The organism is Rhodococcus wratislaviensis (assembly GCF_041228765.1).
Lineage (GTDB): Bacteria > Actinomycetota > Actinomycetes > Mycobacteriales > Mycobacteriaceae > Rhodococcus_F > Rhodococcus_F wratislaviensis.
On sequence record NZ_CP150488.1, the window covers coordinates 4,995,857 to 5,019,920 of the forward strand.

General features: G+C 67.8%; 22 protein-coding genes and 1 pseudogene. 9 read left to right on the forward strand and 14 right to left on the reverse strand.

Features of this window, described 5'->3' with window-relative positions:
- Positions 1 to 4 precede the first annotated feature (4 nt).
- Together WKC72_RS23035 and WKC72_RS23040 are read right to left on the reverse strand one after the other, a co-directional pair.
- The gene (locus WKC72_RS23035) at positions 5 to 877 is read right to left on the reverse strand and encodes a DUF4436 family protein (RefSeq protein WP_112298167.1); all 873 of its coding nucleotides are present in this window, start codon (positions 875 to 877) and stop codon (positions 5 to 7) included.
- A gap of 13 nt (positions 878 to 890) precedes the next feature.
- The gene (locus WKC72_RS23040; protein WP_370179412.1) at positions 891 to 2,051 is read right to left on the reverse strand and encodes a zinc-binding dehydrogenase; all 1,161 of its coding nucleotides are present in this window, start codon (positions 2,049 to 2,051) and stop codon (positions 891 to 893) included.
- Between the two features lie 122 nt (positions 2,052 to 2,173).
- On the opposite strand from WKC72_RS23040, the gene WKC72_RS23045 reads away from it, so the two are divergent.
- Both WKC72_RS23045 and WKC72_RS23050 read left to right on the forward strand, forming a co-directional pair.
- Positions 2,174 to 2,710, forward strand: coding sequence for a carboxymuconolactone decarboxylase family protein (locus WKC72_RS23045; protein ID WP_037232248.1), 537 nt, complete (start codon positions 2,174 to 2,176; stop codon positions 2,708 to 2,710).
- Positions 2,711 to 2,826: 116 nt separating this feature from the next.
- Complete coding sequence (locus WKC72_RS23050; protein WP_255309417.1) at positions 2,827 to 3,114, forward strand: SDR family oxidoreductase; 288 nt, start codon at positions 2,827 to 2,829, stop codon at positions 3,112 to 3,114.
- On the opposite strand, the gene WKC72_RS23055 is transcribed toward WKC72_RS23050, so the two are convergent.
- Together WKC72_RS23055 and WKC72_RS23060 are read right to left on the reverse strand one after the other, a co-directional pair.
- Positions 3,115 to 3,546: a hypothetical protein gene (locus tag WKC72_RS23055; RefSeq protein WP_370179415.1), complete on the reverse strand. Its 432-nt coding sequence runs from the start codon at positions 3,544 to 3,546 to the stop codon at positions 3,115 to 3,117. It lies immediately after the preceding gene.
- 47 nt (positions 3,547 to 3,593) lie between these two features.
- Positions 3,594 to 4,151, reverse strand: coding sequence for a phosphatase PAP2 family protein (locus WKC72_RS23060; protein ID WP_370179417.1), 558 nt, complete (start codon positions 4,149 to 4,151; stop codon positions 3,594 to 3,596).
- Positions 4,152 to 4,256: 105 nt separating this feature from the next.
- Between WKC72_RS23060 and WKC72_RS23065 the strand changes: the two genes are divergently transcribed.
- On the forward strand, positions 4,257 to 4,934 hold the full coding sequence (locus tag WKC72_RS23065; RefSeq protein WP_370179419.1) for a response regulator transcription factor: 678 nt from the start codon (positions 4,257 to 4,259) through the stop codon (positions 4,932 to 4,934).
- On the opposite strand, the gene WKC72_RS23070 is transcribed toward WKC72_RS23065, so the two are convergent.
- From WKC72_RS23070 to WKC72_RS23080, 3 genes are all read right to left on the reverse strand, one after another.
- Entirely contained in the window at positions 4,907 to 6,310 is a 1,404-nt protein-coding gene (locus WKC72_RS23070; protein WP_370179421.1) for a sensor histidine kinase, read from the reverse strand. The two genes, WKC72_RS23065 and WKC72_RS23070, sit on opposite strands and share 28 nt — an antisense overlap.
- A 15-nt stretch (positions 6,311 to 6,325) precedes the next feature.
- A complete protein-coding gene (locus WKC72_RS23075) occupies positions 6,326 to 10,726 on the reverse strand; it encodes an amino acid adenylation domain-containing protein (protein WP_370179423.1) in 4,401 nt (1,466 codons plus the stop codon).
- 136 nt (positions 10,727 to 10,862) lie between these two features.
- Positions 10,863 to 12,374, reverse strand: coding sequence for an MFS transporter (locus WKC72_RS23080; protein WP_370184463.1), 1,512 nt, complete (start codon positions 12,372 to 12,374; stop codon positions 10,863 to 10,865).
- A gap of 252 nt (positions 12,375 to 12,626) precedes the next feature.
- Here WKC72_RS23080 and WKC72_RS23085 point away from each other — a divergent pair, with 252 nt between their 5' ends.
- Positions 12,627 to 13,334: a hypothetical protein gene (locus tag WKC72_RS23085; protein WP_370179425.1), complete on the forward strand. Its 708-nt coding sequence runs from the start codon at positions 12,627 to 12,629 to the stop codon at positions 13,332 to 13,334.
- Here the strand turns inward: WKC72_RS23085 and WKC72_RS23090 are convergent.
- Positions 13,294 to 14,142, reverse strand: a complete 849-nt coding sequence (locus WKC72_RS23090; RefSeq protein ID WP_370179428.1) for an alpha/beta fold hydrolase — start codon at positions 14,140 to 14,142, stop codon at positions 13,294 to 13,296. The two genes, WKC72_RS23085 and WKC72_RS23090, sit on opposite strands and share 41 nt — an antisense overlap.
- Before the next feature lie 158 nt (positions 14,143 to 14,300).
- Between WKC72_RS23090 and WKC72_RS23095 the strand changes: the two genes are divergently transcribed.
- Positions 14,301 to 15,047, forward strand: coding sequence for a response regulator transcription factor (locus tag WKC72_RS23095; protein WP_370179430.1), 747 nt, complete (start codon positions 14,301 to 14,303; stop codon positions 15,045 to 15,047).
- Here the strand turns inward: WKC72_RS23095 and WKC72_RS23100 are convergent.
- The 3 genes and pseudogenes from WKC72_RS23100 to WKC72_RS23110 all read right to left on the reverse strand — a co-directional run bounded on the left by WKC72_RS23100 (position 15,023) and on the right by WKC72_RS23110 (position 17,278).
- On the reverse strand, positions 15,023 to 15,412 hold the full coding sequence (locus tag WKC72_RS23100; RefSeq protein WP_370179432.1) for an alpha/beta fold hydrolase: 390 nt from the start codon (positions 15,410 to 15,412) through the stop codon (positions 15,023 to 15,025). The two genes, WKC72_RS23095 and WKC72_RS23100, sit on opposite strands and share 25 nt — an antisense overlap.
- Positions 15,413 to 15,427: 15 nt before the next feature.
- A pseudogene (locus WKC72_RS23105) lies at positions 15,428 to 16,603 on the reverse strand (IS3 family transposase).
- Between the two features lie 33 nt (positions 16,604 to 16,636).
- On the reverse strand, positions 16,637 to 17,278 hold the full coding sequence (locus WKC72_RS23110) for an alpha/beta fold hydrolase (RefSeq protein WP_370179434.1): 642 nt from the start codon (positions 17,276 to 17,278) through the stop codon (positions 16,637 to 16,639).
- Between the two features lie 53 nt (positions 17,279 to 17,331).
- Here WKC72_RS23110 and WKC72_RS23115 point away from each other — a divergent pair, with 53 nt between their 5' ends.
- Complete coding sequence (locus WKC72_RS23115; protein ID WP_370179436.1) at positions 17,332 to 17,871, forward strand: TetR/AcrR family transcriptional regulator; 540 nt, start codon at positions 17,332 to 17,334, stop codon at positions 17,869 to 17,871.
- Positions 17,872 to 17,910: 39 nt separating this feature from the next.
- Here the strand turns inward: WKC72_RS23115 and WKC72_RS23120 are convergent, their stop codons facing one another.
- A complete protein-coding gene (locus tag WKC72_RS23120; RefSeq protein ID WP_370179438.1) occupies positions 17,911 to 19,554 on the reverse strand; it encodes an ABC transporter permease in 1,644 nt (547 codons plus the stop codon).
- Entirely contained in the window at positions 19,551 to 20,480 is a 930-nt protein-coding gene (locus WKC72_RS23125; RefSeq protein WP_370179440.1) for an ATP-binding cassette domain-containing protein, read from the reverse strand. Before WKC72_RS23125 ends, WKC72_RS23120 begins: the two co-directional genes overlap by 4 nt.
- 188 nt (positions 20,481 to 20,668) lie before the next feature.
- Here WKC72_RS23125 and WKC72_RS23130 point away from each other — a divergent pair, with 188 nt between their 5' ends.
- The 3 genes from WKC72_RS23130 to WKC72_RS23140 all read left to right on the forward strand — a co-directional run bounded on the left by WKC72_RS23130 (position 20,669) and on the right by WKC72_RS23140 (position 23,021).
- Entirely contained in the window at positions 20,669 to 22,165 is a 1,497-nt protein-coding gene (locus WKC72_RS23130) for a DUF4389 domain-containing protein (protein ID WP_370179443.1), read from the forward strand.
- Positions 22,162 to 22,704 (forward strand): flavodoxin domain-containing protein, encoded by a 543-nt coding sequence (locus WKC72_RS23135; RefSeq protein ID WP_247249685.1) that lies wholly within the window; start codon positions 22,162 to 22,164, stop codon positions 22,702 to 22,704. The genes WKC72_RS23130 and WKC72_RS23135 overlap by 4 nt, the downstream gene beginning before the upstream one ends.
- Before the next feature lie 74 nt (positions 22,705 to 22,778).
- Entirely contained in the window at positions 22,779 to 23,021 is a 243-nt protein-coding gene (locus WKC72_RS23140; RefSeq protein WP_370179445.1) for a PLDc N-terminal domain-containing protein, read from the forward strand.
- A 15-nt stretch (positions 23,022 to 23,036) separates the two neighbouring features.
- On the opposite strand, the gene WKC72_RS23145 is transcribed toward WKC72_RS23140, so the two are convergent.
- Positions 23,037 to 24,044 carry a TrkA family potassium uptake protein gene (locus tag WKC72_RS23145; RefSeq protein ID WP_370179448.1) on the reverse strand — a complete coding sequence of 336 codons (1,008 nt, stop codon included), beginning with the start codon at positions 24,042 to 24,044 and terminating at the stop codon, positions 23,037 to 23,039.
- Positions 24,045 to 24,064 lie beyond the last annotated feature (20 nt).

A 24,064-nucleotide genomic window follows, 5' to 3' on the forward strand; every position in this document is an offset into this window, starting at 1 on the left:
GCAATCAGGGCCGGGTGGGCGCTGCGCTGTCCCGCCACCAGCAGAACACGAACAATGCCAGCGACGCGACGAGTGTGGAAACCACCCACACCGTGAGCGCGATGTCGACCCACGACCCGATCGGCGGGCTTCCCGGCAGAATTCCGCGCAACGGCACCACAGCGAAGAGCATCGCGGCCATCCAGCCCAGCATGTCGGTGTTGACGGCACGCTTGCGCCGGAACGTCTGCAGCGCGACGAACGCGGCGAGCCCCGCCAGGATCGTCATCATCAGCAGCAGGATTCCGGCGTAGATCAGGTTCCCGCCCGTGCGCGCGAACATCAGCGCGGCGCCGGTGCCGTTCCGGGAGAGGTCCGTGTCGACCGCCACCTCTTCGGCGCGCGCCTTCCACCCGTCGACCCGGCCGTCCAGCAGCAGGGCCGTGGGCACCAGTTCACGATCGGCGCCGAGGCCCTGATACGCCTCCACCACCATCGGGTTCACCTCGAACCGGTCGAACGGCCAGTACGCCGCGTTACCGGTGGCGATGAACTCGGTGTCGAACGTCGTGGCCGCGGCACCCGCACGGAACACGATCTCCTCGTGACTGGTGCTCGGGATGAGCAGCAGAGTGATGTCCCGGTTCAGCGTGTCACCGTTGGCGTGGAGCAAATCCTCACCGGCGGTGATCGTCACCTCGGCCTGCACCCGGTCGGTCGTCGGCTGCAGCGATTTCGCCGTCACGAGGACCACCACCTCGTCGCGGCCGATCTCGAACGGTGCGCCGTCGTCGCCGGTGCGACTGCTCAACCCGTACACGGTGAGCGACGCGGCGTAGATCAGCGCGAGGAGAAGCGCCGGCACTGCCCACTGGAGCCGCGGATGGTGGGATGTCATGGTCGTCGGCGAATCACAGCGAGGCGGTGGTGTTCTCGGGGTCGATCAGGATCTTCGCGTGCAGCTCGGGGCTACCGAGCGCGGCGAACGCCGATTCGACACCGGCCAGCCCGACCGTGCCGGTGATCAGCGGCGACGGATCGACCTTTCCGTCGGCGAGCATGTGGAGCGTGTCGCGGAACTCGCGGGGGTCGTAGGCGACGGCGAAGCGCAGGTCGATCTCCTTGTTGATCGCCAGTGCGGGCCGGAAGGCGTCGGTCTCCATGCAGACCCCGACCACGACGACACGTGACCGCAGCGGCGCCCCGGCCAGTATGCCGTCGATGACTCCGGGCATGCCGACACACTCGAAGACGACCGGCCCGGACGGTGTCGCCCCCACCGCGTCGGCGAGGGCGAAGGCATGCCACCACGGGAGCCTCGGGATGCGACGCAGCTTCTCCATGGTGTCCAGCCCGAGGGCGAGTACCTCCGTGATCGAGGTCGTCTCCCGTCGTCGCGGATACGACGTCCAGGGCGACGCCGCGGCAGGGTCGACCACGACGTCGGCACCGCAATGCCGGGCGAGCTCCCGCCGGCGGGTGGAGAAGTCGGCGGCCACCACGGTGCGGACACCGGACGCCTTCAGCATGCTGATCACCGCGAGACCGATCGGGCCGCATCCGATGACGATCGCGGTCCGGCGCTTGCCTACGTCCCCCTTCCGCACCGCGTGCCACGCCACCGCCATCGGCTCGGTCAGCGCGGCCCTCTCCGCCGACAGCCCGTTGGGCACCGGCAGGGTCATCGACTCCTGCACCACCACCTGCTCCGCGTATCCGCCCGGCGCCGAGGCCGACAGCCCCGTCAGATGGATGTCCGACCCGGTGCGGACAATGGGTAACGCAACCACAGCGGTACCCACCGGCCACCGCTTCCGGCAGCCGGGCCCGTAGTCGGCAACGGTGCCACTGAACTCGTGCCCGAGCACGACTCGCTGATGGGAACGCATGAAGCCGCGGTAGCCGGTCTCGGCCGCCAATTCCGCCATCTCGTCGGCGTGCACGCGGGCGTGCAGGTCCGAACCGCAGATCCCGCACCGGGACACATCGATCAGCACCTGACCCCTCGCCGGGATCGGAGCCGGGATGTCAGCCACCTCCAGGCGAGTCTCGGTGCAGATGACAGCCTTCATGCCGGCTCCTCGGGGTGCGGTGGGCCTCTGCTCCGAACGTAGAACACTCCCGCCGCCGAGATACCACGATTGCGAATGGCCGCAGGGTTGTCCCGGCTCGGCGATGGGTGTAGACCGACAGCATGAGCGTCCTCGGTCAGATGGACTCGTTTCGTCGCGTCTTTCCCACCGCCCGCCGCAACCGGGCAGACCTGTTGCGCTGGTTGCGCCGCCGACCGCAGCTCCTCGCCGCCGTCGGGTTCCACGAGTTCGCGCTCGCGACCAGCGCCAGGGTCGACCCCCGCCTCAAAGCGCTCGGCGAGATCAAGGCGGCCGCTCTGACCAATTGCGAGTACTGCCTCGACATCGGGTCGGCGTTCAGCCGCGCCCTCGGTGTGAGTGACGCGCAGTTGCGCGCCCTCCCGACATTCCGTGAGAGCCCAGAATTCGACGACACCGAGAAGCTGGTGCTGGAGTTCGCCGAGGCCATCACCCGAACACCCGCCCACATCGACGAGGAACTGCGGCGCTCGCTGCTCGCCGAGTTCTCCGAGGCACAACTGACCGAACTCGCCGCGGCCATCGCCTGGGAGAACCACCGCGGACGTCTCAATCAGGCGCTCGGCGTCCGGCCCTCGGGGTTCTCCGACAGCGACTTCTGCGTCGTGCCCGAGCAGTAGCCCGCGATGGGTTCTCGGACGCGCGTGAGTCGATATCTGTGAGACGCCCTGGCGTCGGCCGTATCACCGACTGAGAGGTCCGCGCTCATGAAAGCTCCGCTCGAAGGCAAGGTCGCATTCGTCACCGGCGCCGCACGTGGGCGCACTGGCTGGCGCCCTACGACATCCGGGTCAATTCGGTGCATCCTGCGGGTGCGAACACGCCGATGGTGATGAACGACGCCGTGGCCGCACTGTTCGCCGACGCCCCCGCGTCCAGTGGCGCGGACGTGGGCAACCTCCTGAACGTGGGTCTGATCGAGGCGGAAGACGTCAGCAACGCCATCGCCTGGCTGGTGTCCGACCAGGCACGGTACGTCACCGGCATCGCGCTTCCCGTCGACGCCGGATTCACCGCCAGATAGTCAGCGGCAGCGGGAACGGGAACGGGACAACCCGTCGAGCACGAAACCCAGACCGATGCCGAGCATCCACACGTCCTTCGCGACGGCGATGCCGTTCTCGCTCGGCCAGATGCTGCCGGGGTTACGCAGAGCGGGCGTCCGCGCGTACATGGCCACGAGGCCCCCGGAGAACCCGGTGAGCGCCGCCCCGGCCACGGCGGACGGCACGAACGGAGCGAGTAGCGCTGCGCCCGTGCCTATCTCGGCGACCGAGAGCAACTTGATGAATCGTTCCGGCGGAATCGCGTTCAGGAACGGGAACGCTCCCGCCGCCATACCGTGAATGCCCTGGGCGGTCTGTTCGTCCGCCGACCATTTCTGAATCCCCGTATGGAGGATGAACCCCCCGGTCGCGATGCGTGCGGGAAGGTCGCCGAGTGTGGTCAGTCGCATGGTGGTCTCCTGTCGTCCGGGTCGAACCAGAGAACTGTTCCCCCTCCTCAGCCTCCCACTCGGCCGACGGCCGGGAGTGGTTTCGATCGAGCGGGGGCGCCGAGCGGAGTGTGGAGACGCTCGTACGCGGCGGCCCCGACCGTGACGAACACGGCGCCGAGGATCGCGCCGGCGACGACGTCGGTGAGCCAGTGGACACCGAGGTAGACCCGGGTCGCGGCAACGATCACCACCCCGCGGCCGATCACGGTCGCGCCACACACCCGGACGAGGCGGTGCCGGCGGCCGAGCAAGGGTCGCGGCGCGGGCGCGGCCCCGACCGTTCCGATGACGAGGACGGCAGGAATCCCGGAACGTCGACGCCACGCGAGCGCGATCCCGCAGATCACGGCGAGGGCCACGGTGGCGACGGGACTGCCGAGGTCGGTGACGAGGAGCGCCGCGTGGTCGAGTGCGGCGGAGCGGTGGCCGGCGACCCACGACGTCACCGGCACGTCCGCACCGGTCAGTGGGCCGCCGTCGTGGACCTGCACGCAGAGCACGGCCAGTATCAGCGTCAGGACGGCCACACGAAGCCCGGCGGGCGCGGTAGAGGTGTGCGGCATCCGGCCAGTGTCGTCACGGCCCGCTGTGGGAACGCTGAGAGCGCGTGGCTCACCCTGCGACGGTCTGTTGTACTGAAAGTCGCGCGGCACAGGGAGGAGACGCTGATGCGAGTTCTTCTGGTCGAGGACGAGACGCGTCTCGCCGAGACGGTGCGCCGTGGGCTGACGGCAGAAGGGTTCGTCGTCGATGTCCAGCACGACGGTGTATCGGGTTTCGAGGCTGCGCTGGGTGGCGCTTTCGACGTGGTCGTCCTCGACATCATGCTGCCCGGGAAACACGGGTACGACATCGTGCGGGACCTGCGGCGGCGTGAAGTCTGGACTCCGGTGCTCATGTTGTCGGCCAAGGACGGCGAATACGACCTGGCGGACGCGTTCGACCTCGGGGCCGACGACTACCTGGTCAAACCGTTCTCGTTCGTGGTGCTGGTGGCCCGGCTGCGGGCGCTGATCCGCCGCGGCGCACCGCGGCGTCCCCCTGTCCTGACGGCGGACGGCCTGGAACTGGACCCCGCCCGGCATCGGGTTGCCCGGGACGGCACCGCGCTCGCTCTGACGCCCCGCGAATACAGCGTCCTGGAGTTCCTGATGCGGAACGCCGGGTCGGTCGTCACCAAGCAGGAGATCCTGCAGTCGGTGTGGGACACCCACTACGAGGGCGACGACAACATCGTCGAGGTGTACATCGGCTATCTGCGTCGCAAGGTGGATGCCCCGTTCGGCAGGAACAGCATCGACACCGTCCGCGGGGTCGGCTACCGGCTGAAGTCCGGAGACGACTGACCGGCACAGTCCGCGGGGAGGGTGATCACGAATCGCGCTCCGCCCGTGCTGCTTTCGGTGACGTCGATCGTGCCCCCATGTGTCGCCACGATCTCGGTTACGATAGCCAGGCCCAGCCCCGCCCCACCCGAGTCGCGGGTACGGGGAGTGTCGAGGCGGACGAACCGTTCGAAGATCCGCCGCCGGTCGGGTGGGGCGATCCCCGGCCCGTCGTCCGCGACCTCGAGGACCGCTCCGTCGTTCGACGACCGGCAGGTCAGGCAGATTTCGCGGCGCGCGTGACGCCGCGCGTTGTCGACGAGGTTGCGCACCATCCGCGCCAGTTGCTGCGGGTCGCCGACCACTCGGACCGGCGCGATCGTGTTCTGCACCACCAACTCCGGCGAGATGTCGCGCACTCGGGCACTCTCCGCGTACATCAGGTCGTCGACGTCCACGTCCACCGACGTGTGGGTGAGCCCGTTCTCGTCGGCCCGGGCGAGGAGCAGTAGGTCCGCGAGGAGGTGGTTCATGCGGTGCGCCTCTGGCAGCAACGACTCGTCGACCAGCGACGTGTCGACCAGTTCGGGCCGGGTGTGCGCCAACTCCAGGGCGGCCGTGATGGTGGCGAGCGGGCTGCGCAGTTCGTGCGACGCGTCGGAGACGAATCGTTGCTGCGCGCGGTGACCGGACTCGAGACGGCCGAGCATGCTGTTCATCGTTTCGGCGAGCCGCGCGATTTCGTCCTGGGTGTCCGGCACCGGGACGCGTTCGTCGAGTCGGTCCGTGGAGATGGCGGCCACCCGCGCCCGGATTCGTTCGACGGGCAGTAGAGCCGCGCCGACGAGTCGATAGCTCGCCACCGCCACCATCGCGACGACGACGGGACCACCGATCGCCATCAGAAGGGCCACCGTGCCGAGGATGCCCTCGATGGGTTCGCGGTCCGCCCCGACGACGACGGTCGCGGGACCCGGCGGTGACTGCGCACCCCGCTCGACGATCCAGTAGTCGGGCTCGCCGCCCAGATCGATGTTGCCCAGATAACGCGACTCGCCGGGCGGCACCGGCTCGAACGCAACGAGGAGGCTGTCGGCGCCGGGAGAGGCGGCCACGACGGTACCGACCGAGTCGAAGACCTGGATGGTGCCGACCTGGCCGTCGGTCGCGAACAGCGAGCTGTCGAGATCCCCGGGTGCCGCGGCCCGGAGTTGCTCGACGATCTGCCGTGCGCGGGCGTCCGCGGCGTCGCGCGCCGAATGTTCGAGTGTCCGGTACAGCACCAGGAGCAGTGCTGCGCCCGCGAGGACGAGGCAGATCGTGACCACCAGCGCGGCAGCCGCCGCGGACCGGGCGCGCACGTTCCACGACCTCGGGTCGAGCAGATTCCGGTCCATACGGTTCAGTGTTGCTCACGCACCGTGATCGTCTCCGATGACCGCCAGTAGGGCGTCGACGAAGGAGGTGGCGGTGGACCCGTCGAAGAGGTCGGTGGCATACACGAGTTCGCCGTCGATTCCGGCCGGCCGCCCGGCGGAGTCGTGGCGTTCGGTGAAATGAAAGTGGAGGTCGCATTTCGCTACGTCGAGGGGCCGGGGGGTGATGTCGAAGCGCAGTCCGTCGACGTCCAGCGTCGCCGGAGTGAAGTTGTTCAACGACAGCGCGACCTGGAAGAACGGGTGCAGGGACGAGGACCGGGGCGGGTCGATCACCTCGACGACTCGCTCGAACTGCACATCCGCGTGTGCGAAGGCACGCAACTCGACGTCGTGGGAACCGCGGATCACGTCCTCGAGGGTGCATCCGGGGTCGACCCGGGTCCGCAGGACGACGGTGTTGACGAACATTCCCACGACGTCGTCGAGTTCCGGGTCGTTCCGACCGGCGACCGGAGTTCCGACGGCGATGTCGATGTCCCCGCTCAGTCGCGCGAGCAGGATCGCCACCGCCGACCTCAGTGCGGTGAACACGGTGGCGTGATGGCGGTGCGCGAGCGACGCCAGCGTGTGGTGGGTGTTCTCGTCGATCCGGAACGTCGCGCGCCCGGCGCCGTACGTCCAGTGATCCGGCCGGCGGCGGTCGAGGGGCAGCCCCACCTCGCCGGGCAGCCCCGACAGTTCCTCGATCCAGTACGCGAGCTGCCGCATCGCGACGCTTCCCGGCTCGTCCTCCGCGCCCAGGACCTGACGGTGCCACACGCTGTACTGCGGGTACGTCACCCGGGGCGACTCCCAGTCCGGGCACGCACCCGAGGACCGGCTGACATAGGCGGAGACCAGATCGCGGGCCACCAGCGCCAGCGACCAGCCGTCCGCGGCGATGTGGTGGAGGACGCACGCGAGAAGGTGGTCGCGTGCACCCAGCGCGAAGAGCCGGGCACGCAGCGGCGGCTCCGACCGGACGTCGAAGGGCGTCGTCAGCACCCGGTCCACATGGTGACCGACCTGCTCGGGTCCGACGGGGGTCGGCGCGAGATCGGGCAGTGCCTCGTCGACGGACAACAGACGCTGATACGGCCCCGACGCCGAGTCCGGGAAGACGGTGCGCAATGCTTCATGGCGACCCAGGACGTCCGCGACAGCCGAGCGCAGCGCGTCGACGTCCACCGCCCCCGTCACCCGCACCGTGAACGGAATGCTGTAGAGCGGCGGGGTGGTGGCTGCGCGGTCGATGAACTGCTGGGACGGTGACAGCGGCACCCGGCCGGGCACGACGGTGGCGGCGATACCCGCCGAGCGCACCGTGCCGGATCCGGGAAAGTCCCGGTCGTCGATCCGCTCCGCCAGCCCGGACACCGTCGGGGTCTCGAACAGCTCACGCACACCGACAGTCGTGTCGAGTTCCGCGTTCAGTGTCGCGACCACCCTCGTGGCGGACAGCGAATCTCCGCCGAGATCGAAGAAAGAATCACCCGCCGCGACGGAGGGAACACCGAGCAGTCGGCCGAACACGGCGGCGACCGTGCGTTCGGTCCTCGTTCCCGGATCGCGCCGAGGGGTGGTCGTCGTCCCGAAGTCGGGGGCGGGGAGCGCATCGCGGTCCAGCTTCTTCGTCGGTGTGAGGGGCACCGCGTCCAGCACCGTGATCGACCCGGGAACCATGTAGTCCGGCAGGAACTGCGCGAGGTCGCGTCTCGCCGATTCCGGTGTGGTCTGCGCCTCGGGTCGTACCACGATGTAGGAGACCAGAACCGGGTCGCCTGCCGGGGTGCGGTGCACGATCGTGGTGGCGAAGTCGATGTCCGGGTTCCTGCGCAGCGCGGCATCGATCTCGCCGAGCTCGATGCGGAATCCGCGGACCTTCACCTGATCGTCGGCCCGTTCGACGAAGTCGAGGGTCGCGGAGTTCGTCCAGCGGACCCGATCCCCGGTACGGAACATGCGGGAGCCCGGCTTGCCGGACGGGTCCGCGACGAACCGTGTCGCGGTCAGTCCCGGTCGTCGGTGGTAGCCGCGTGCGAGCGCCGGCGTCGCGAGATACAGCTCGCCGACAGCTCCCGGTGGGAGGGGGCCCAGCCGGGGATCGCAGACCGTCGCCCGCACACCGCGCATCAGCGACCCGATCGTCACCCGTCCGCCCGGGTCGAGGGGGTGGGTGAGGGTGACGCTGCACGTGGTTTCGGTGGGTCCGTACGCATTCCGCATAGTCCGGCCGACCGCCCACCGATCCGCGAGGTCCTGCGGGCACACCTCGCCTCCGACGAGGACCAGTTCCAGGGAGTCGAGTCCGTCGGGGTCCACGGTCGCCAACGCAGACGGAGTCGACAGCAGATGTGTGATGCGTTCGGCGCGCAGCAGTTCGTGCAGGTCAGCCCCGCCGTACACGTCGGTGGGTGCGATCACCAGGGTGGCGCCGCCGACGCACGCCGCGAGCACCTCGACCAGTGCGGTGTCGAAGCTGGGCGACGCGAAATGCAGCACGCGCGAATCCGCTGCGACCGCGTACTTGTCCCGAATCTCCTGGGCGAGGTTGGCGAGACCGTCGTGTGTGACCACGACCCCTTTCGGGACCCCGGTGGAGCCGGAGGTGTAGATCACGTAGGCGGGGTGCCCGAGATGCACGGGACGGCAGTGTTCCGCGGTCGGCGGGTGGTCGTCACCGTCGTCGATGCTCAGCCAGCGGATGGCGGCGGGCAGATGATCGCGCGCCGAGCGGACGGTGAGACCCAGCGCCGCACCGGAATCGCCGAGGGTGTATGCGATCCGGTCGGTGGGGTGGGTCGGATCGACGGGCACATACGCCGCGCCGGTCCTGGCCACCGCCCACAAGGCCAGCACCGATTCGTACGACCGCGGAATCGACACCGCCACCAGGTCCTCGGGTCCGACGCCGTGACCGGTCAGTACGCGCGCCCACCGGTCGGCGGCCTCGTCGAGTTCGCGGTAGGTCACCACCCGACCTCTGTCCCGGACCGCGACTCCGTCGGGGCGGGAGACGACGTTCGCCGCGAGAATCCGATCCAGCGTCACCGGTTCCGAATCCGGCAGTCCGGAGGCCGGGGCGAACGCCTCCCGTTCGGCGTCGTGGAACACGTCGAGTTCGGCGACCAGCCGCTCCGTGCCGGTGGCGGCGTGGAATCGCGTGAGGAACAGGGTGAACCGTCGGTGGTGCCCGGCGACCTCGGCTTCGTCGTACAGCGCGGGATTCGCCTCGACATCGATGCGCGGAACCGAGCCGGGTGCTCCCGGATAGATGTTGACCGCCAGATCGGCGGTCGGACCGGTCGTCAGCACCTGCACGCGCCCGCTGACCGGGCCGAGAGTGATCTCCCGCTTGAACAGCATCAGGTTGAGGACCGGACCGAAGTGGGTGAGACCCGTTCCGGCAGAGGCGAGGTCCTTGCCGATGTCCTCGCGGCGGTACCGCTGATGACGCAGCGCCCCCGTCAAGGCCGTTCGGGCCGCCCGCACCGCCTCCCGCACCGTGCCGGTGCCGACCCCGCGCAGAAGCAGGGGGAGGACGTTCGACACCGAACCGCCGGTGCCGCGCAGCCGCGCAGACGTCCTGGCGGACACCGGAAGTGACAGGACCACGTCGTCGGTGCCGGTCATGCGGGCGAGGTACGCGGCGAACGCCGCAACCACCACGACGGTCGGGCTGTGCGCGTTCCCGCCATCGGTGGGACGCAGGAGGTCGCTGTTGCGGTCCGCGCGGCCGCGCGCCACCAGCACCGAGGCGCCGGCGTTCGGGGTGCGTCCGCTGAGGCTGACCGTCGGTGGCAGGTCGCATACCTGCTCCCGCCAGTAGGCGCGGTCGCGTTCGAAGCGGGGCGAGGACCGATAGTCCGCGTCGTCCGCCGCGATCCGTCCCGGATCGACGGCCCGGAACTGCGGGGGTCGGTCTCCGTCGATTCCCGCCACGTACAGTTCGGCCGTGCGGCGCATCAGCATCATCGCCGCATAACCGTCCATCGCGATGTGATGGGCACGCGAGTACCAGTAGGCGCGCTCGTCGCCCACCTGAAGAATCGTCGACAGGACAAGTGACTCGCCGTACATGTCGACGGGGGCGATGCAGTCCTTCCGCATCCACCGCTCGGCGGCGTCGACAGGATCGTGTTCGTCGCGCAGATCGACCACCGGCACCCGCTCCGGCGTTCCGGCGCCGAAAACCTGGTGAGGCCGACCGTCCACATCCCTGACGGTGAACGATCCCAGTTCGTGGACGGCTCGTGCGGACGCCTCGGTCAGCAGGTCCAGGCGTACCGGACCACGCAGGTCCACGTACTGGGCGATCACGTAAGGAATCTCGGGAGTGAGCTGCTGTGCGAACCAGATGGCATGTTGCGCCTCGGTCAGCGGGATCACCCGCATCAGCGCCTCCTCACGACGACGAGCCCAGGGACGGGACGACCGCCGATCGTGACACACGCGCGCTGTGAAATCGCTGAGGACCGTCGCCGCCGCGACCCTCGGGCAGTCGCGGCGACGACGGTGCGTGACCGGCGGCTCAGTGGGCGAGGACGACGGCCCCGTCCGGTTCGGCCGCGACCGCCGAACCGGGTGCGCTGAGCTGCGACATCCGGCGGGGCAACGCGAAGGCCACGACAGCGCCCAGCAGTGCCGAGACCGCGCCGATCACGAACGCGATCGTGATGCCGGTGTCCGTGTAGAAGACCGCACCCTGCATGACGGTCGCGATGTGCGAGTTCAACACGGAGAAGGCGATCACCGGGAGGATGGCGGGCAGGATGCTCTGGAACACCGCCACCATGCTCGCCGTCGTCGCCTGCAATTGCGGCGGCACCGCGGCGATGAGCAGGTTGGGGATGGAGGCGTACCCCATGCCCATTCCCACGCCGAGGAGTGCGGCGAAGCCGATCAGGAGCGCCTTGTCGTCGTGGATCATCGCCGTGAGCAGGCAGGCGGCGGCCATCACGAGCATGCCCACGACCATCAGGACCCGCGGGCGGACGTTCCGGGGCACCAGTGTTCCGACGATCAGCCCGCCGATCACCACGGCGCCACCCAACGGTGCCTGGAAGATCGCGAATCCCTCTGCGCTGATACCGAATCCGTAGCCGAGACCCAGTATCGCCGGGGTCATGCACATCATCGGGAGCATGATCGTGAACACCGAGGACGTGCCGTAGCAGAATCCTGCGCCGAGCGCCGTCAGGAACACCGGCCGCTTACCGAAGAACCGGATGTCGATCAGCGGGTCCGCGAGCAGCCGGGCGGACACGATCCACGCCACCAGCAGGGCCACACCGCCGGCGATGAATCCGATCGTCGACCCCGACGTCCAGCCCCACGAGGGCCCGAAGCTCACCCCGACGAGGATTCCCGCGAGTCCGGCGCCGAGGAGCGCCGCGCCGATCAGGTCGATGCGGGAACGCAGACGCACGGTCGATTCACCGGTGGTCGCCCGGATCAGGACACTGAGGATCACCAGACCGGCGAGGAAGAACCAGAAGATGCTCCGGAAGCCGAAATTGTCGATCAGCCAGCCGGTGAAGAAGGGTGCGGGGATCGCGATGAGTCCCATGCCGCTCGTGGCGATACTGACCGCCAGCGCCACCGTCCGGGCGGGAAAGACGTCGCGGATGAGCGAGTAGCTCAGGAACAGGCAGGGCACGAGCAGTCCGGTGAGTGCGCGGCCGGCGATCAGCACCGCGTACGTCGGTGCGATCGCCGAGATCAGCGACCCGAGCGCCGACAGGCCCACGGCCGTCAGCAGAAGCTTGCGTTTGCCGTGCGTGTCCGCGAGCTTGCCGATCAGCGGGCAGGTGATCGCTCCCACCAGCAGGAACGACGTCAGCAACCACGCACCCTGCGTCGTCTGGTAGTGGGTGACGATCTGCGGCAACGCGATCGAGATCATCATGTAGCTGACCGCGAGCATCTCCAGCAGCAACACGATCGAGGCGAGCGAGAAGATCAGGCGGGGTGTCCATCGCTCGGTAGTCGCGTCCTGCTGCCGCGAATGAGCCGATCCGCCGTGTGGCGCATGGGTGACCATCATCGGGTCCTTTCGAATACCTGCACGGGAACTCGTGGCGGTGCCGCGGCGCTGCGGCGGGCCCGAGCCGGGCGGTAGGGGTGGGTGGTCACATTCGGTGGTCGAAGTCTCGTGAATGTGTAATTGACATCACAGTTCTCGAGGATGCGGCACGCCATGCGGCGTTCCGCCCAGCGGGAAACCGACCGGCGGGTGTTCGCCGGTTGACGCGAATCGGTAACTCCCGATCGCTACTCGAGCGAGGATCGACACATGGCCGAAACGCAGCGCACGAGGGAGTTCCGCCGGCTGAGAACGCCACGCTCGGCGGCCGTCGCAGGGATCGTCTTCGCCGTCCTGTTCGCAACGAGCCTCGTTCTCCTGCGGACCGCGCTGCCGGCGGACCCGTTCGACGAAACCCCCTGGGTGGGGAGCGGAGAGACGCGAATCAAGACGGCCCTGCTGCTTGCTCCGTTCGCGGGGATTGCTTTCCTCTGGTTCATCGGCGTCATCCGCGACCGTCTCGGCGAACTCGAGGACCGATTCTTCGCGACAGTGTTCCTCGGCAGCGGATTGCTGTTTCTCGCTATGGGTTTCGTCTCGATGGGGGTGGCGGGCGGCGTACTCGCCATCGCCCGCCACTCGGGCAGCTCGGCGGACGAGATCGTCTACTTCGGCCGCGAGATCATGCTGCAGATCAACCACGTGTACGCGCTGCGCATGGCCGCGGTGTTCATGATCTCGCTGGGGACGATCTGGCTGCGGACCGGCCTGATGCCGCGATGGCTCGTCGTGACCACGTATCTGCTGGCCCTGGCTCTGCTGGTGATCGTCGACTTCAGCCTGTGGTCGACGTTGGCGTTCCCGGCCTGGGTGCTCCTGATCAGCGTCTACATCCTCGTCACCGGACGCCGCGCGAGCGCCGACGAGAACCGATCGCTCAGGTTCGCGCCGGCGTCGTGGAGACGAAGTCGTCGATGATGTCGACCACCGCGGCGGGATCCTCGAGGTGGGGATAGTGCCCGACACCGTCGAGGACGGCGAGTCGGCTCCCGGGAATCGCCTCGTGCGCCGCATATCCGTGCGCAACCGGGATGATGCCGTCGGAATCGCCCCAGATCAGTTGCGTCGGGAGCCCCTCGTTCAGGTACAGCCGGCTCAGCGCGCTCACCGCCTGCCCCCGATGGTCGACGACCGCGCGGAGGGTCCGCAGAAACGCCTGCCGGGTGTCCGAATCCGACAGTGACGCGTAGGCGTTCCACATCTCGTCGCCCCGTACCGACCGGATCCCGACCGCCGCCAGCCAGCCGCGGACTTTGTTGCCGGCGTCACGAACCGCGGCGGGCGCCACCAATGGCAGGAGGAACTCGGATCCGGGCGCCGCCAGCAGCCGCAGGGTCCAGTTCACGTCCGGTCCGAGTCCGCCACTGCCGATGAGCACCAGTCGGTCGCACAATTCGGGATGCTGATAGCTGAACTGCATCGCCACCCCGCCGCCGAGGGACTGACCGATCACGGTTACACGTTCGATTCCCAGTTCGTGCAGTAGGTCGCGCAGCCACGCGGCGAACGCGCCCAGCGAGTAGTCGCCCCGAGGCTTTGCGGAATCACCGTGGCCGGGCAGATCCGGTGCCAGGACCCGGTATCGCTGCGCCAACTGCGGGAGAATCGCACGCCACGTCGCGGAACTTCCCGCCATCCCGTGGACGAGCAGCAGTGCCTCTCCCTCACCGCTCATCCGGTATGCGACTGCGTCACCGTGCAGTGCGAGGTGCTGGAGTTGGGACATACAACGACCTCCCGATCGGGTGATGCTGTGGTCTCCTCGGTAACGATAGGGGAGTTTCACTCGATATCGTCATCAACTGCGGCGTGGGAACTTGATCTCAGCCCCCGGTTGATCTAGCTGGCACACCAACGCGAGGCTCGAAAACAGGAGGAACCCGCATGAACTCTGTGTCGAGCCCGGCCATCGCTCGCCCGCGTGTCCTGCTGATCGACGCCGACGTGGAGAGATCCCTCGTCGATCGCCTCCGGGATGCGGGATTCTTCGTCACGAGGACGTATGCGGAACCGGTGCGGTCGCGGATCGAACCCCCCGACGTGGTGATCGTCGACGCGCGATCGCCACACCTCGACGCCGGCGCCACGGTGCGGGCGTTGAAAGCGATGCGATTCGCGCTCGCCGTCGTGGTGATCGGCACCTTCCGTTCCGGCAACCGTCGCAGCGACCTCCTCGAGGCGGGCGCCGACGACGTGATGGAGATGCCGGTCGGGGCGGACGAGCTCGTCGCCCGGCTCCGCGCGATCCTCCGTCGGGTGAAACCCGAGAGGCCCGCACAGGCACCCGCCGGCGCACCGGACGTCTGCCTGTGCGAGGTGCCTCACGAACCCGACCGCGACGGGCTGTGCACCACCCTGACCAGGACTGAATACGTTCTCTTCACCGTGCTCGCCCAGAATGTCGGCCGAGTCGTCACCCGCCGCGACCTCATGCTCATGGTGTGGGGTGTGACGGTCGAATCGAAGACGAACGTCCTCAATGCCTATGTCTGCTCGCTGCGGCGGAAGCTGGTGGCCGTCGGATCGCCGTACGTCGTCCACACCGTGCGCGGCGTGGGATTCGCCCTCGGCGAGGTCGAACGTCCGGGAAGCATCGATCCGGTGCGTCAGGTGCCTGTCGCCGCGTCGTGACACGGACCCGGCGGCGCGAAGAATTCGAGGGCGCGTCCGAGTACTACATCCGGCGTCTCGTCGACGAGGAAGTGTGCGGCGCCGTCGATGAACTCGACACCGAAGTCGTCGGTGTGCTCCTCGAATCCGCCGAGGAACTCCGGGCGCACGATGGGGTCGTCGGCGCCGATGAGCGACCGGGTGGGGGTGCTGAGCCGGCAGTGCCTGTACGTGCCGGTCATGATCCGCGCGGCCTCGCGCACGATGAAGCAGCGGTAGAGAGCGGACGCCGCGTCGGAGCGGGCCGGTTCGCGCAGCCGTTCGGCGAACAGTTCGATGTCCTGCTCCGACCAGGCGTTCGGGACTGCCCCCACCCTGGTTGACACACGGGGTGTGCAGTTTCAGGCCGCGTGTGCGGTCTGATGGAGCGTCTCATATTCGACGGGTGTCAGTCGACCGAGACCGCGTTGCCGGCGACGCCGGTGGTAGGTCTTCTCAATCCACTCGACGATCGCCAACCGTAGTTCCGCACGGCTGCTCCAGTGGCGCCGGTCGAGGACGTTGCGTTGCAGCAACGCGAAGAACGATTCCATCGCGGCATTGTCACCACATGCCCCAACCTTCCCCATTGATCCTTGTAAACCATTGCAGGTCAGCAATTCTACGAAGATTCCGGAACGGAACTGGCTGCCGCGATCGGAATGTACGACGGTGCCGTCCGGGTGGCGGAGCGCAATGGCATTTCGCAGCGCCGAACATGCCAGGTCCGCGGTCATCCGGTCGGCGATCGAATAGCCGACGATCCGGGTGGAGAAGCAGTCCTTGATCGCGCAGAGGTAGAGCTTGCCCTCGTCGGTCCAGTGCTCGGTGGGGGCACCTCCTGCACGGAGTGCTTGGGGGAATGTCGGTCAACCACAACCGGTCGGGCTGCTGGGCGGTGAACTTCCGCCTGACGAGGTCGTCATGGACCGGGGGCCCGGATCGACGATGAAGTCCTCGCTTCTTGGCGAACACCGAGAAGATCCGCTGCTGCGAACACAGCCGGTGGACGCGGTTCTCGCCGGCGACGATGCCGTGGGTGGGTAGTTCGTCGGCGATGAACCGGTATCCGAACTCCGGGTCGCCGGCGTGGATATCGCGTGCGGCGTTGATCAGATGGGCATCGTCCCAATCCCGCTGTGAGACGGGATCGGTGTTCCACTTGTAGAACGCTTGCCGGGAGAATCCCAGCACCCGGCAGGTCACCGCGACGGCGATACCGTCGGCGGCAAGTTCACGGACCAGCGGGAACATCATTTTGGGTTGACATCGCGCGATAGGTAGGCCACCGCCCGGCGCATCACCTCCGCTTCCTGTTCGAGCAGCCGGACACGTTTGCGGGCCTCGCGGAGCTCGTCGGATTCGTCCCGTGTGGGGCCGGGTCGGGTGCCGTCCTCGATGTCGGCCTTGCGCAGCCAGTTCTTCAGGCAAGTCTCGGAGATCCCGAAGTCCTTCGCGATCTGTTCCAGCGGGGCTTCGCGTTTGCGGGCCACGGCGACGACGTCGCGGCGGAACTCCTCGGGATACGGCTTCGGCATGTCGATCATCCTTCCACTGTGAGGGCAGATCCCTCACAGGTCAGGTGTCAACCAGAGCCGGGGCAGTCCCTTCCGGTTCGTGGTGAAACCCCGCAGCAGGTGGTAGGTCAGCCGTTGATGTCCCCGGCCGAGCAGGCGTGGACCGAAGAACGGTGCGGCGATCACGGGTTGGAACCAGCCGTGCCGGGCGATCGTCAGCAGCAGCCGTGGGTCGAACCGCACGAACGGGTGGGGGACACCGAGGCTCACGTACTTCCGGACACGGTGGGGCGCGCTCAGGCACAGCTCGTATCCGAGCAGTGCGCCCCAGTCGTGCGCGATCAGGCAGACCCGGTGGAGTTCGAGCGTGTCCAGCAGGGCCACGACGTCGGCGAGCAACTGCTCGCGGTCGTATCCCGTGGGTGGGGCGTCGGTCCAGCCGGCACCGCGCAGATCCGGGCAGATCACCCGGTAGTGCGCGGCCAGCCCCGGGAGTACCCCGCGCCACTCCCACCAGTGCTGGGGGAAGCCGTGGAGCAGCACCACCGGTTCGCCGTGACCGGCCTCGGCCACGTGCATGCGCAGGCCGGGGAGTCGGAGGTAGCGGTGCCGGACACCGTCCAACGCAGGAAAGGTGTTGTCCGGCTCGCCGTTCGGGCCGGAAAGTCCGTGGCTTTCGCGGGCCTCGTGTCTCATCACCTCACGCTACTACGATCATAGTGCAAAGTCACTATGTTTATAGTAGCGGTGTGACGCCAACGAGAACGAGAGCGCTCGACGCAGCGATCGACCTGGTCGGAACTGAGGGTCTGCGATCGCTCACCCACGCCCGGGTCGACGAACGCGCCGACCTGCCGAAGGGAACCACGTCCAACTACTTCCGTACCCGGGCGGCGCTGCTCACCGGCACCCTCGACGCGATCGTGGAACGCGAGATGTCCGAAGTCGGCGTGCTGGCACCGACATCCGCAGACGACCTCGTCGACGCGCTCTGCCGTCTGATCGACTACACGACCGTCGCCAACCGAACCGTCACCGCCGCCCGGCTGGTCCTGTTCCTGGAGGCTAGCCACGACCCTGCTCTCCGGGAGGCGCTGGCGCGCGGACGCACAGCCATGGAGGCGTCGGCCGCCTCGGCATTCCACCGGCTGGGAGCACGGGATCCGCAGACCGCCGCCACCGCGGTCATGGCCTGCGCAGAGGGGGTGATCCTGCATCGCATCGCCCGGTGGGACACCACGGATCCGCGGCCGACGTTCACACTGGTGGTGCGGGCTGCGCTGAACTGACGTCCCGCGTTCGCCGCCGAGAGTCGCTACCGAGATCGGTCACCTCAGGTCGCGTCGGCGGAAGCCGATCAATCCGACTGTGACGAGTGCGGCCGCGATGACCGATTCCCACACGATCGGTGCCGGGTCGAACGCCCCACCAGGAAGTTTCGGAAGGTGACCGAATGGTTCCAGGTCGAGGCCCCAGGCCGGGAGGCCGGCGAGGGAGCCGACCGTGAAGATCAGGATGAACGCTACATAGACGGCCCATGCGGCGGGTGCGAGGCGGGGCAGCAGTCCGAACAGTGCCACGGCTACTCCGGCCGCTATCCAGATCGCGGGAAGTTGAACCAGTGCGCCGGCGACCGTCGCGGGAAGCTTGTCCGCGATGCCCCCGACGGACGCGCCGTACGTCACTCCGACGGCGACCCCGGCGACGACGATGGCGACGGCCGGGCCGAGCACCGCGAACAGCAGGTGGCTCAGTGCCCACCGGACGCGGCCGACCGCTCCCGCGATCACCGGCTCGCCGCGTTGCGCGGCTTCCTCGTAATAAAGCCGGAGGGCGGCGGAAATCGCGTATGCCGACGCGGCGATGCCCAGCATGGTGAGCGCGAAGGCGACGAAGACGTCCTCCACGGTTGCATTTCCGCCGAGGCGGGCAAGGAAGTCGTTGATCGTCCGGCTGTCGCCGAGTTGGTTGCCGAGTCCGTGGGCGGCACTGCCGAACAACAGCCCGTACAGAAGCAGGGCGACGGTCCACGCGAGCAGCGTCCCGCGGTGCATCCGCCACGCCAGACCGACGGGCCCCGCCAGAGCCGGCCCGGCGGTCCCGCCGCCGGGGCGTTCCGCGATGAGTCCGCCACCGACGTCGCGGCAGCGCAGCAGCACGTAGGCGGTCGTGATCAATCCCGCGGATGCTGCCAGATGCAGCAGGAGAACCCACCAGCGTTCCTCGGCGAACGGGCGCAGCTGCAACGACCAGCCCTGCGGCGACAACCACGACAGTGTCCCGGAACCGGCATCACCGACGGCGCGGAGCGCAAAGAACACCCCGAGTGCGCCCAGCGCGACGCCGCGGGCCGTGCGGGCGGAGGTGGTCAACTGCGCGGCGACGGCCGCCACCCCGGTGAACACGAGACCGCTTGCGGCCAGGGCGGCACCGTAGCCGATCGAGCCGGCCAGCGGCAGGTCGAACATACGCAACACGACGGCGAATGCGGTTCCCGTCACGATCGACGCACCCGCGGCCACGACGATCGCGGCGGTCAGTCCGGCGTACCGGCCGACCGCGGTCGAATCGATCAGCTCGGCGCGACCGGATTCCTCCTCGGCCCGGGTATGCCGGATCACGGTCAAGATCACCGCGACGGCGATCACGGTGTACAGCGCCCCGGCTTTCCAGATCGCCACCGCCCCGGGACTGGGGTTGAATATGGGTCCGTACATGGCGATCTGGGCGGGACTGGCGGCGGTCGCCGCCGCAAACTTCGCCAGATCGGTAGGCGTCGGGTAGACCGATTTGATGCTGCCGGCATAGGTGATCGGCATCAGTACGCCGATGATCACGGTCCACAACGGAAGCACGACCCTGTCGCGGCGCAGGCAGAGTCGAAGAAGGTGCAGTGTGCCGGCGAAGTGCGCAGTGAGACCCGCGCGCACCCCGGCGGCGTCGCGGGGGCCGGTCACTGACGCGGTGGTCATGTCCGCTCCTTCACCCTGCCGGCTGTCGGCTCGTCCGGGGCGCCACCCACCCGATAGTGCCGCAGGAACAACTCCTCCAACGTGGGCGGCGTGCTGACCAGGCTTCGGACGCCCGTGTCCCCGAGCACCCGAATCAGCTGGCCGAGGCCTGCGCTGTCGACCTGACAATGCAGCGTGCTGCCGTTGATCACGATATCCGCGACGCCGGGGATGTGGTGCAGGTCGCCCGGGTCGCCGAGCAGTTCGGCGGTGATCGAAGTGCGGCTGAGGTGACGCATCGAGTCGACGGCGCCGCTGTCGACTGTCTTGCCTTCACGGATGATCGTCACCCGATGGCAGAGCGCCTCGACCTCGGAGAGGATGTGGCTCGACAACAGGATGGTGGCGCCGCGGTCGACCGCTTCGCGGGCGCACTCGCGGAAGACTTGCTCCATCAATGGGTCCAGACCGGAGGTGGGTTCGTCGAGGAGCAGAACCCTGGCCTGCGACGAGAGGGCCGACACCAGGGCTACCTTCTGCCGGTTACCTTTGGAGTAGCTCCGCGCCTTCTTGCGCGGATCCAGGTCGAACCGATCGATGAGTTCTCCGCGGCGTTGTTCGTCGAGTCCGCCGCGCAATCGTGCCAGCAGGTCGATCGTTTCGCCGCCGGACAAGGACGGCCACAGTGTGACGTCGCCGGGCACGTAGGCCACTTCACGGTGCAGCGCGACTGCATCGGACCACGGATCGCGACCGAGCATCCGGGCCTGACCCGACGTGGCACGCAGGATCCCGAGCAGTACACGGATGGTGGTGGATTTTCCGGAACCGTTCGGCCCGAGGAAGCCGTGGATCTCGCCGGTGTCGACGGTGAGATCCAACCCGTCCAGTGCGTGAACGTGACCGAAGTATTTGTGAAGACTGTGCACTTCTATGACGTGGTGCATGTCGGCTCCTGTCCTGCCCAACTGTCGCTGATCCACCGGCCGGTGTACTAGGGCCTTTCGTCCGCGTTCTTTCGTTGCCGCAAACACGCGCGACCGGTCGGGCGAGGTGGTGACCAAGGACCCTGACGGGCCGATGGAGCCAGGACCCACACTGAGACTTCGGGGACACGGACCGGGAGGAATTTCCTGTGCGAACCGGCAGAGTGGCTGTTCTCGTCTTGGGCTGTCTGAGCGCCCTGACCGGGTTCGCGCTGCTCACTGCCGCGGTGTTTCTGGGGTGGGCCTACTTCATGCAACGCGACGGTGGGCACTTCACCTCGCCGCGTGAGCACTTCGAGACGAGTGAAAGTGCCCTGGTATCGGAGAAGGTCGATCTCTTCGAGGGCGCCGACTTGCCGGAAGGGTTCAGCACCGAGGACCTCGGCCGGGTACTGCTGCGAGCCACCGCGACCGATCCCAGCCAGGAGATCTTCATCGGGATCGGCCCTCGTGACGAGGTCGACAAGTACTTCACCGACGTTGCTCGCACCGAGGTGACAGACGTGCACTTCGATCCGTTCCGACCGACCTATCGGCAGATTCCTGGAAACCGGCCCGCGGAAGCACCAGGGGCGCAGTCGTTCTGGTCGACCTCTTCAGCGGGTCCCGGCACACAAGAAGTGCGCTGGGAGCTGCAGCAGGGTGCCTGGACGGCTGTCGTGATGAATGCCGACGCCGCCCCCGGGGTGTCCGCCGACATTCAGGCCGGGGCACGCCTCACCTTCCTCGGACCGCTCGCTCTGAGTGTCCTGATCGGCGCAGTCGTCTTTCTGATCATCGGAATCCCGTTGATCGTGGCAGGAGCGATCGGTCTGGGTCGGCACGGTCCGCCGCAACCGCATCCCGTCGGACGGGATGCAGCCGGCGACACGTTCGCCGGCGACGTCACCCACCCTCAGGTTCCATGGACCGTCTATCCCACCCGTCTCGTGGGTGAACTCGACGAGCCACTGTCGCGATGGCTGTGGCTGGTGAAGTGGTTACTGGCGATCCCGCACTACTTCGTGCTCTTCTTCCTCGGGGTCGCGTTCGTCGTCACCACCCTGGTGTCCGGATTCGTGATCCTGTTCACGGCGCGGTATCCTCGGGCACTCTTCGACTTCGGCGTCGGCGTTCTCCGGTGGTGGTGGCGCGTGCAGTTCTATACCTACTCGGCCCTGGCGACGGACCGCTACCCACCCTTCACCCTGAAACGTACCGACTATCCGGCGGACTTCGACGTCGATTATCCCGTGCGGCTGTCCCGCGGACTGGTGCTCGTGAAGTGGTGGCTGTTGGCGATCCCGCACTACCTGATCCTGTCGCTACTCGCGGGAGGGTGGTTCGGGAGCTGGCGTGCCGGAGCGTTCGCCACCGACGGTGCGCACTACGGGCAGACGTGGCTCTTCGGTTCTCTGCTCGGTCTCGTGGTGACCTTCTCGGCAATTGCGCTTCTCTTCACCGGACGGTACCCACACGGTCTTTTCGACTTCGTGATGGGCATCAACCGCTGGGCGTTTCGCGTCGCGGCCTACGCGACCCTGATGCGGGACGAGTACCCACCGTTCCGCCTCGATCAGGGACCGTTCGAGCCAGATGAGCCCAGGCCTCACCTGGGCGGTGACGATTCCGGTGCCGACACCTCTCCGGAAAGGCCGCGCCCATGAAAGTACTGGTGGCGTACGCGACAGCGAAGGGCTCGACCCGCGGGATAGCCGAGAGACTCGGGTCGTGTATCGAAGGTTTCGGGCAGGAAGTCGATGTGCGGGCGGCCGCGGATGTGTCACACGTGCACTCCTACGACGTGATCGTTCTCGGAAGCGCGATCCATGACGGGCAGTGGCTCGCCGACGCGTCCGACGCGGTCGAGCGCCTGCGGTCGCAATTCGAGGGGAAGCCAGTATGGGCGTTCTCGGTGTCGTCGGTGGGCGTCACCAGTACGACCCTGTCCAAGCGGCTGGCGCGTCTTCTGCGTCGCATGACACCGGAGCCTCGAGCGGTGCAGTTGCTGCGGGATGCGGCCGACGTGCGCGACCACCGATTCTTCGCCGGGGCGATCGCCCCGGGTGATTGGCCAGGATTCGGGCGAGTCGTCTTCACGCTCATGGGTGGGCACTACGGCGACGCCCGGGACTGGTCGGACGTGTGCGCGTGGGCAGGCACCATCGCCGCCGAATCGACCCGGGACACGGAAAGACGGACCTAGATCCAGTGGTCGGCGCCGCGGAGGCATTGCTCTCGCGGTGCCGGGCCGGTGGAGGTGAGATCGGAGGAGCAACGATGAGTCCATTGAAGAGGCGTGTGAGGTGGGCGAGTCTGACAACGCCGCAGCGCGCCGCGCTGGTCGTGGCGGCGGCGGTGCAATTGGGGCTGGCCGTGGCGGCCTGGGCGGATCTGGCGAAGCGTGATCCCCGCGAGATCAGGGGGAGCCGAACTACTTGGGCTGCCGTGATCGCGGTGAACTTCATCGGACCCATTGCGTATTTCCGGTGGGCTCGCCGCACCCCGGAGGAGGCACGATGAAGGGCCGGAAACCGTTCAGGGTGAGCCGATTCCCTCGCTCTGCTTGACCTCGCGGCGAAGCGCATCGAGCTGCGGCGCCGTTCCGAGTGCAATGACAATGGTGCCCGGGTCCAGACGTCGCTCCAGCGGGGGATTGGCAATGAACTGCCCCGTCGGTGACCGCAACGCCATCAACAGCGAGCCGGTGGCCGCCGCGAGGTCCGCTTCCGCCAGCGTCCGCCCGGCCAGCGGCGAACCAGCCGAGACCTCGACCTCCTCGATCCGGTAGTCCAGTGTCTCGTCGTGCATCACGACGTCCAGGAACTCGGCGACGTGTGGCTGGAGCGCGAAGGCACCCATCCGGCGCCCCCCGATGAGCTGAGGGTTGACGACGCGGTTTGCTCCCGCCCGAATCAGCTTGGATGTCGAACCGTCGTTGCGCGCTCGGGCGATGATTATCAGGTCCGGCCGCAACGCGCGGCTCGAGAGGGTGACGTAGACATTGTCCGCGTCGGTGTCGAGCGCCGTGATCAGAGCGTGGGCACGGCCGATTCCCGCCGCTTCGAGAACCTCGTCGTCAGTGACATCCCCGACTACTGTCGGGACGTCGAGGTCGGCGAGGCGCTCCGGATCTCGATCGACGACGACGACCGGCATCCCGAGCGTGGCCAGATACTGCGCTCCGGCCCGTCCGACCCGGCCGAAACCACAGATGATCGCGTGCCCGGTCATCCGGCTGATGTGTCTGTCCATTCGCCGACGCTCCATGTGCTGACGTAGATGTCCCTCGATGAGTGCTTCGAGGATTACCCCGAAGGTGTACAGCGCCGTACCGGCACCCGCAAGTATGAGCAGGATCGTGAAGATCTGGCCCACCGCACCGAGTGGGTGGACCTCACGAAACCCGACCGTGCTGATCGTCGTCACGGTTTGGTACAGCGCATCCAGAATGCCGAAGCCCAGGACGACATACCCGAGCGTGCCTGCAACGACGACGAACCCGAAGGCCCCCAGTGCGCGGCTGATCCTCAGGAGGGGACTCATCACGGTCCTCCCGGCCTGCC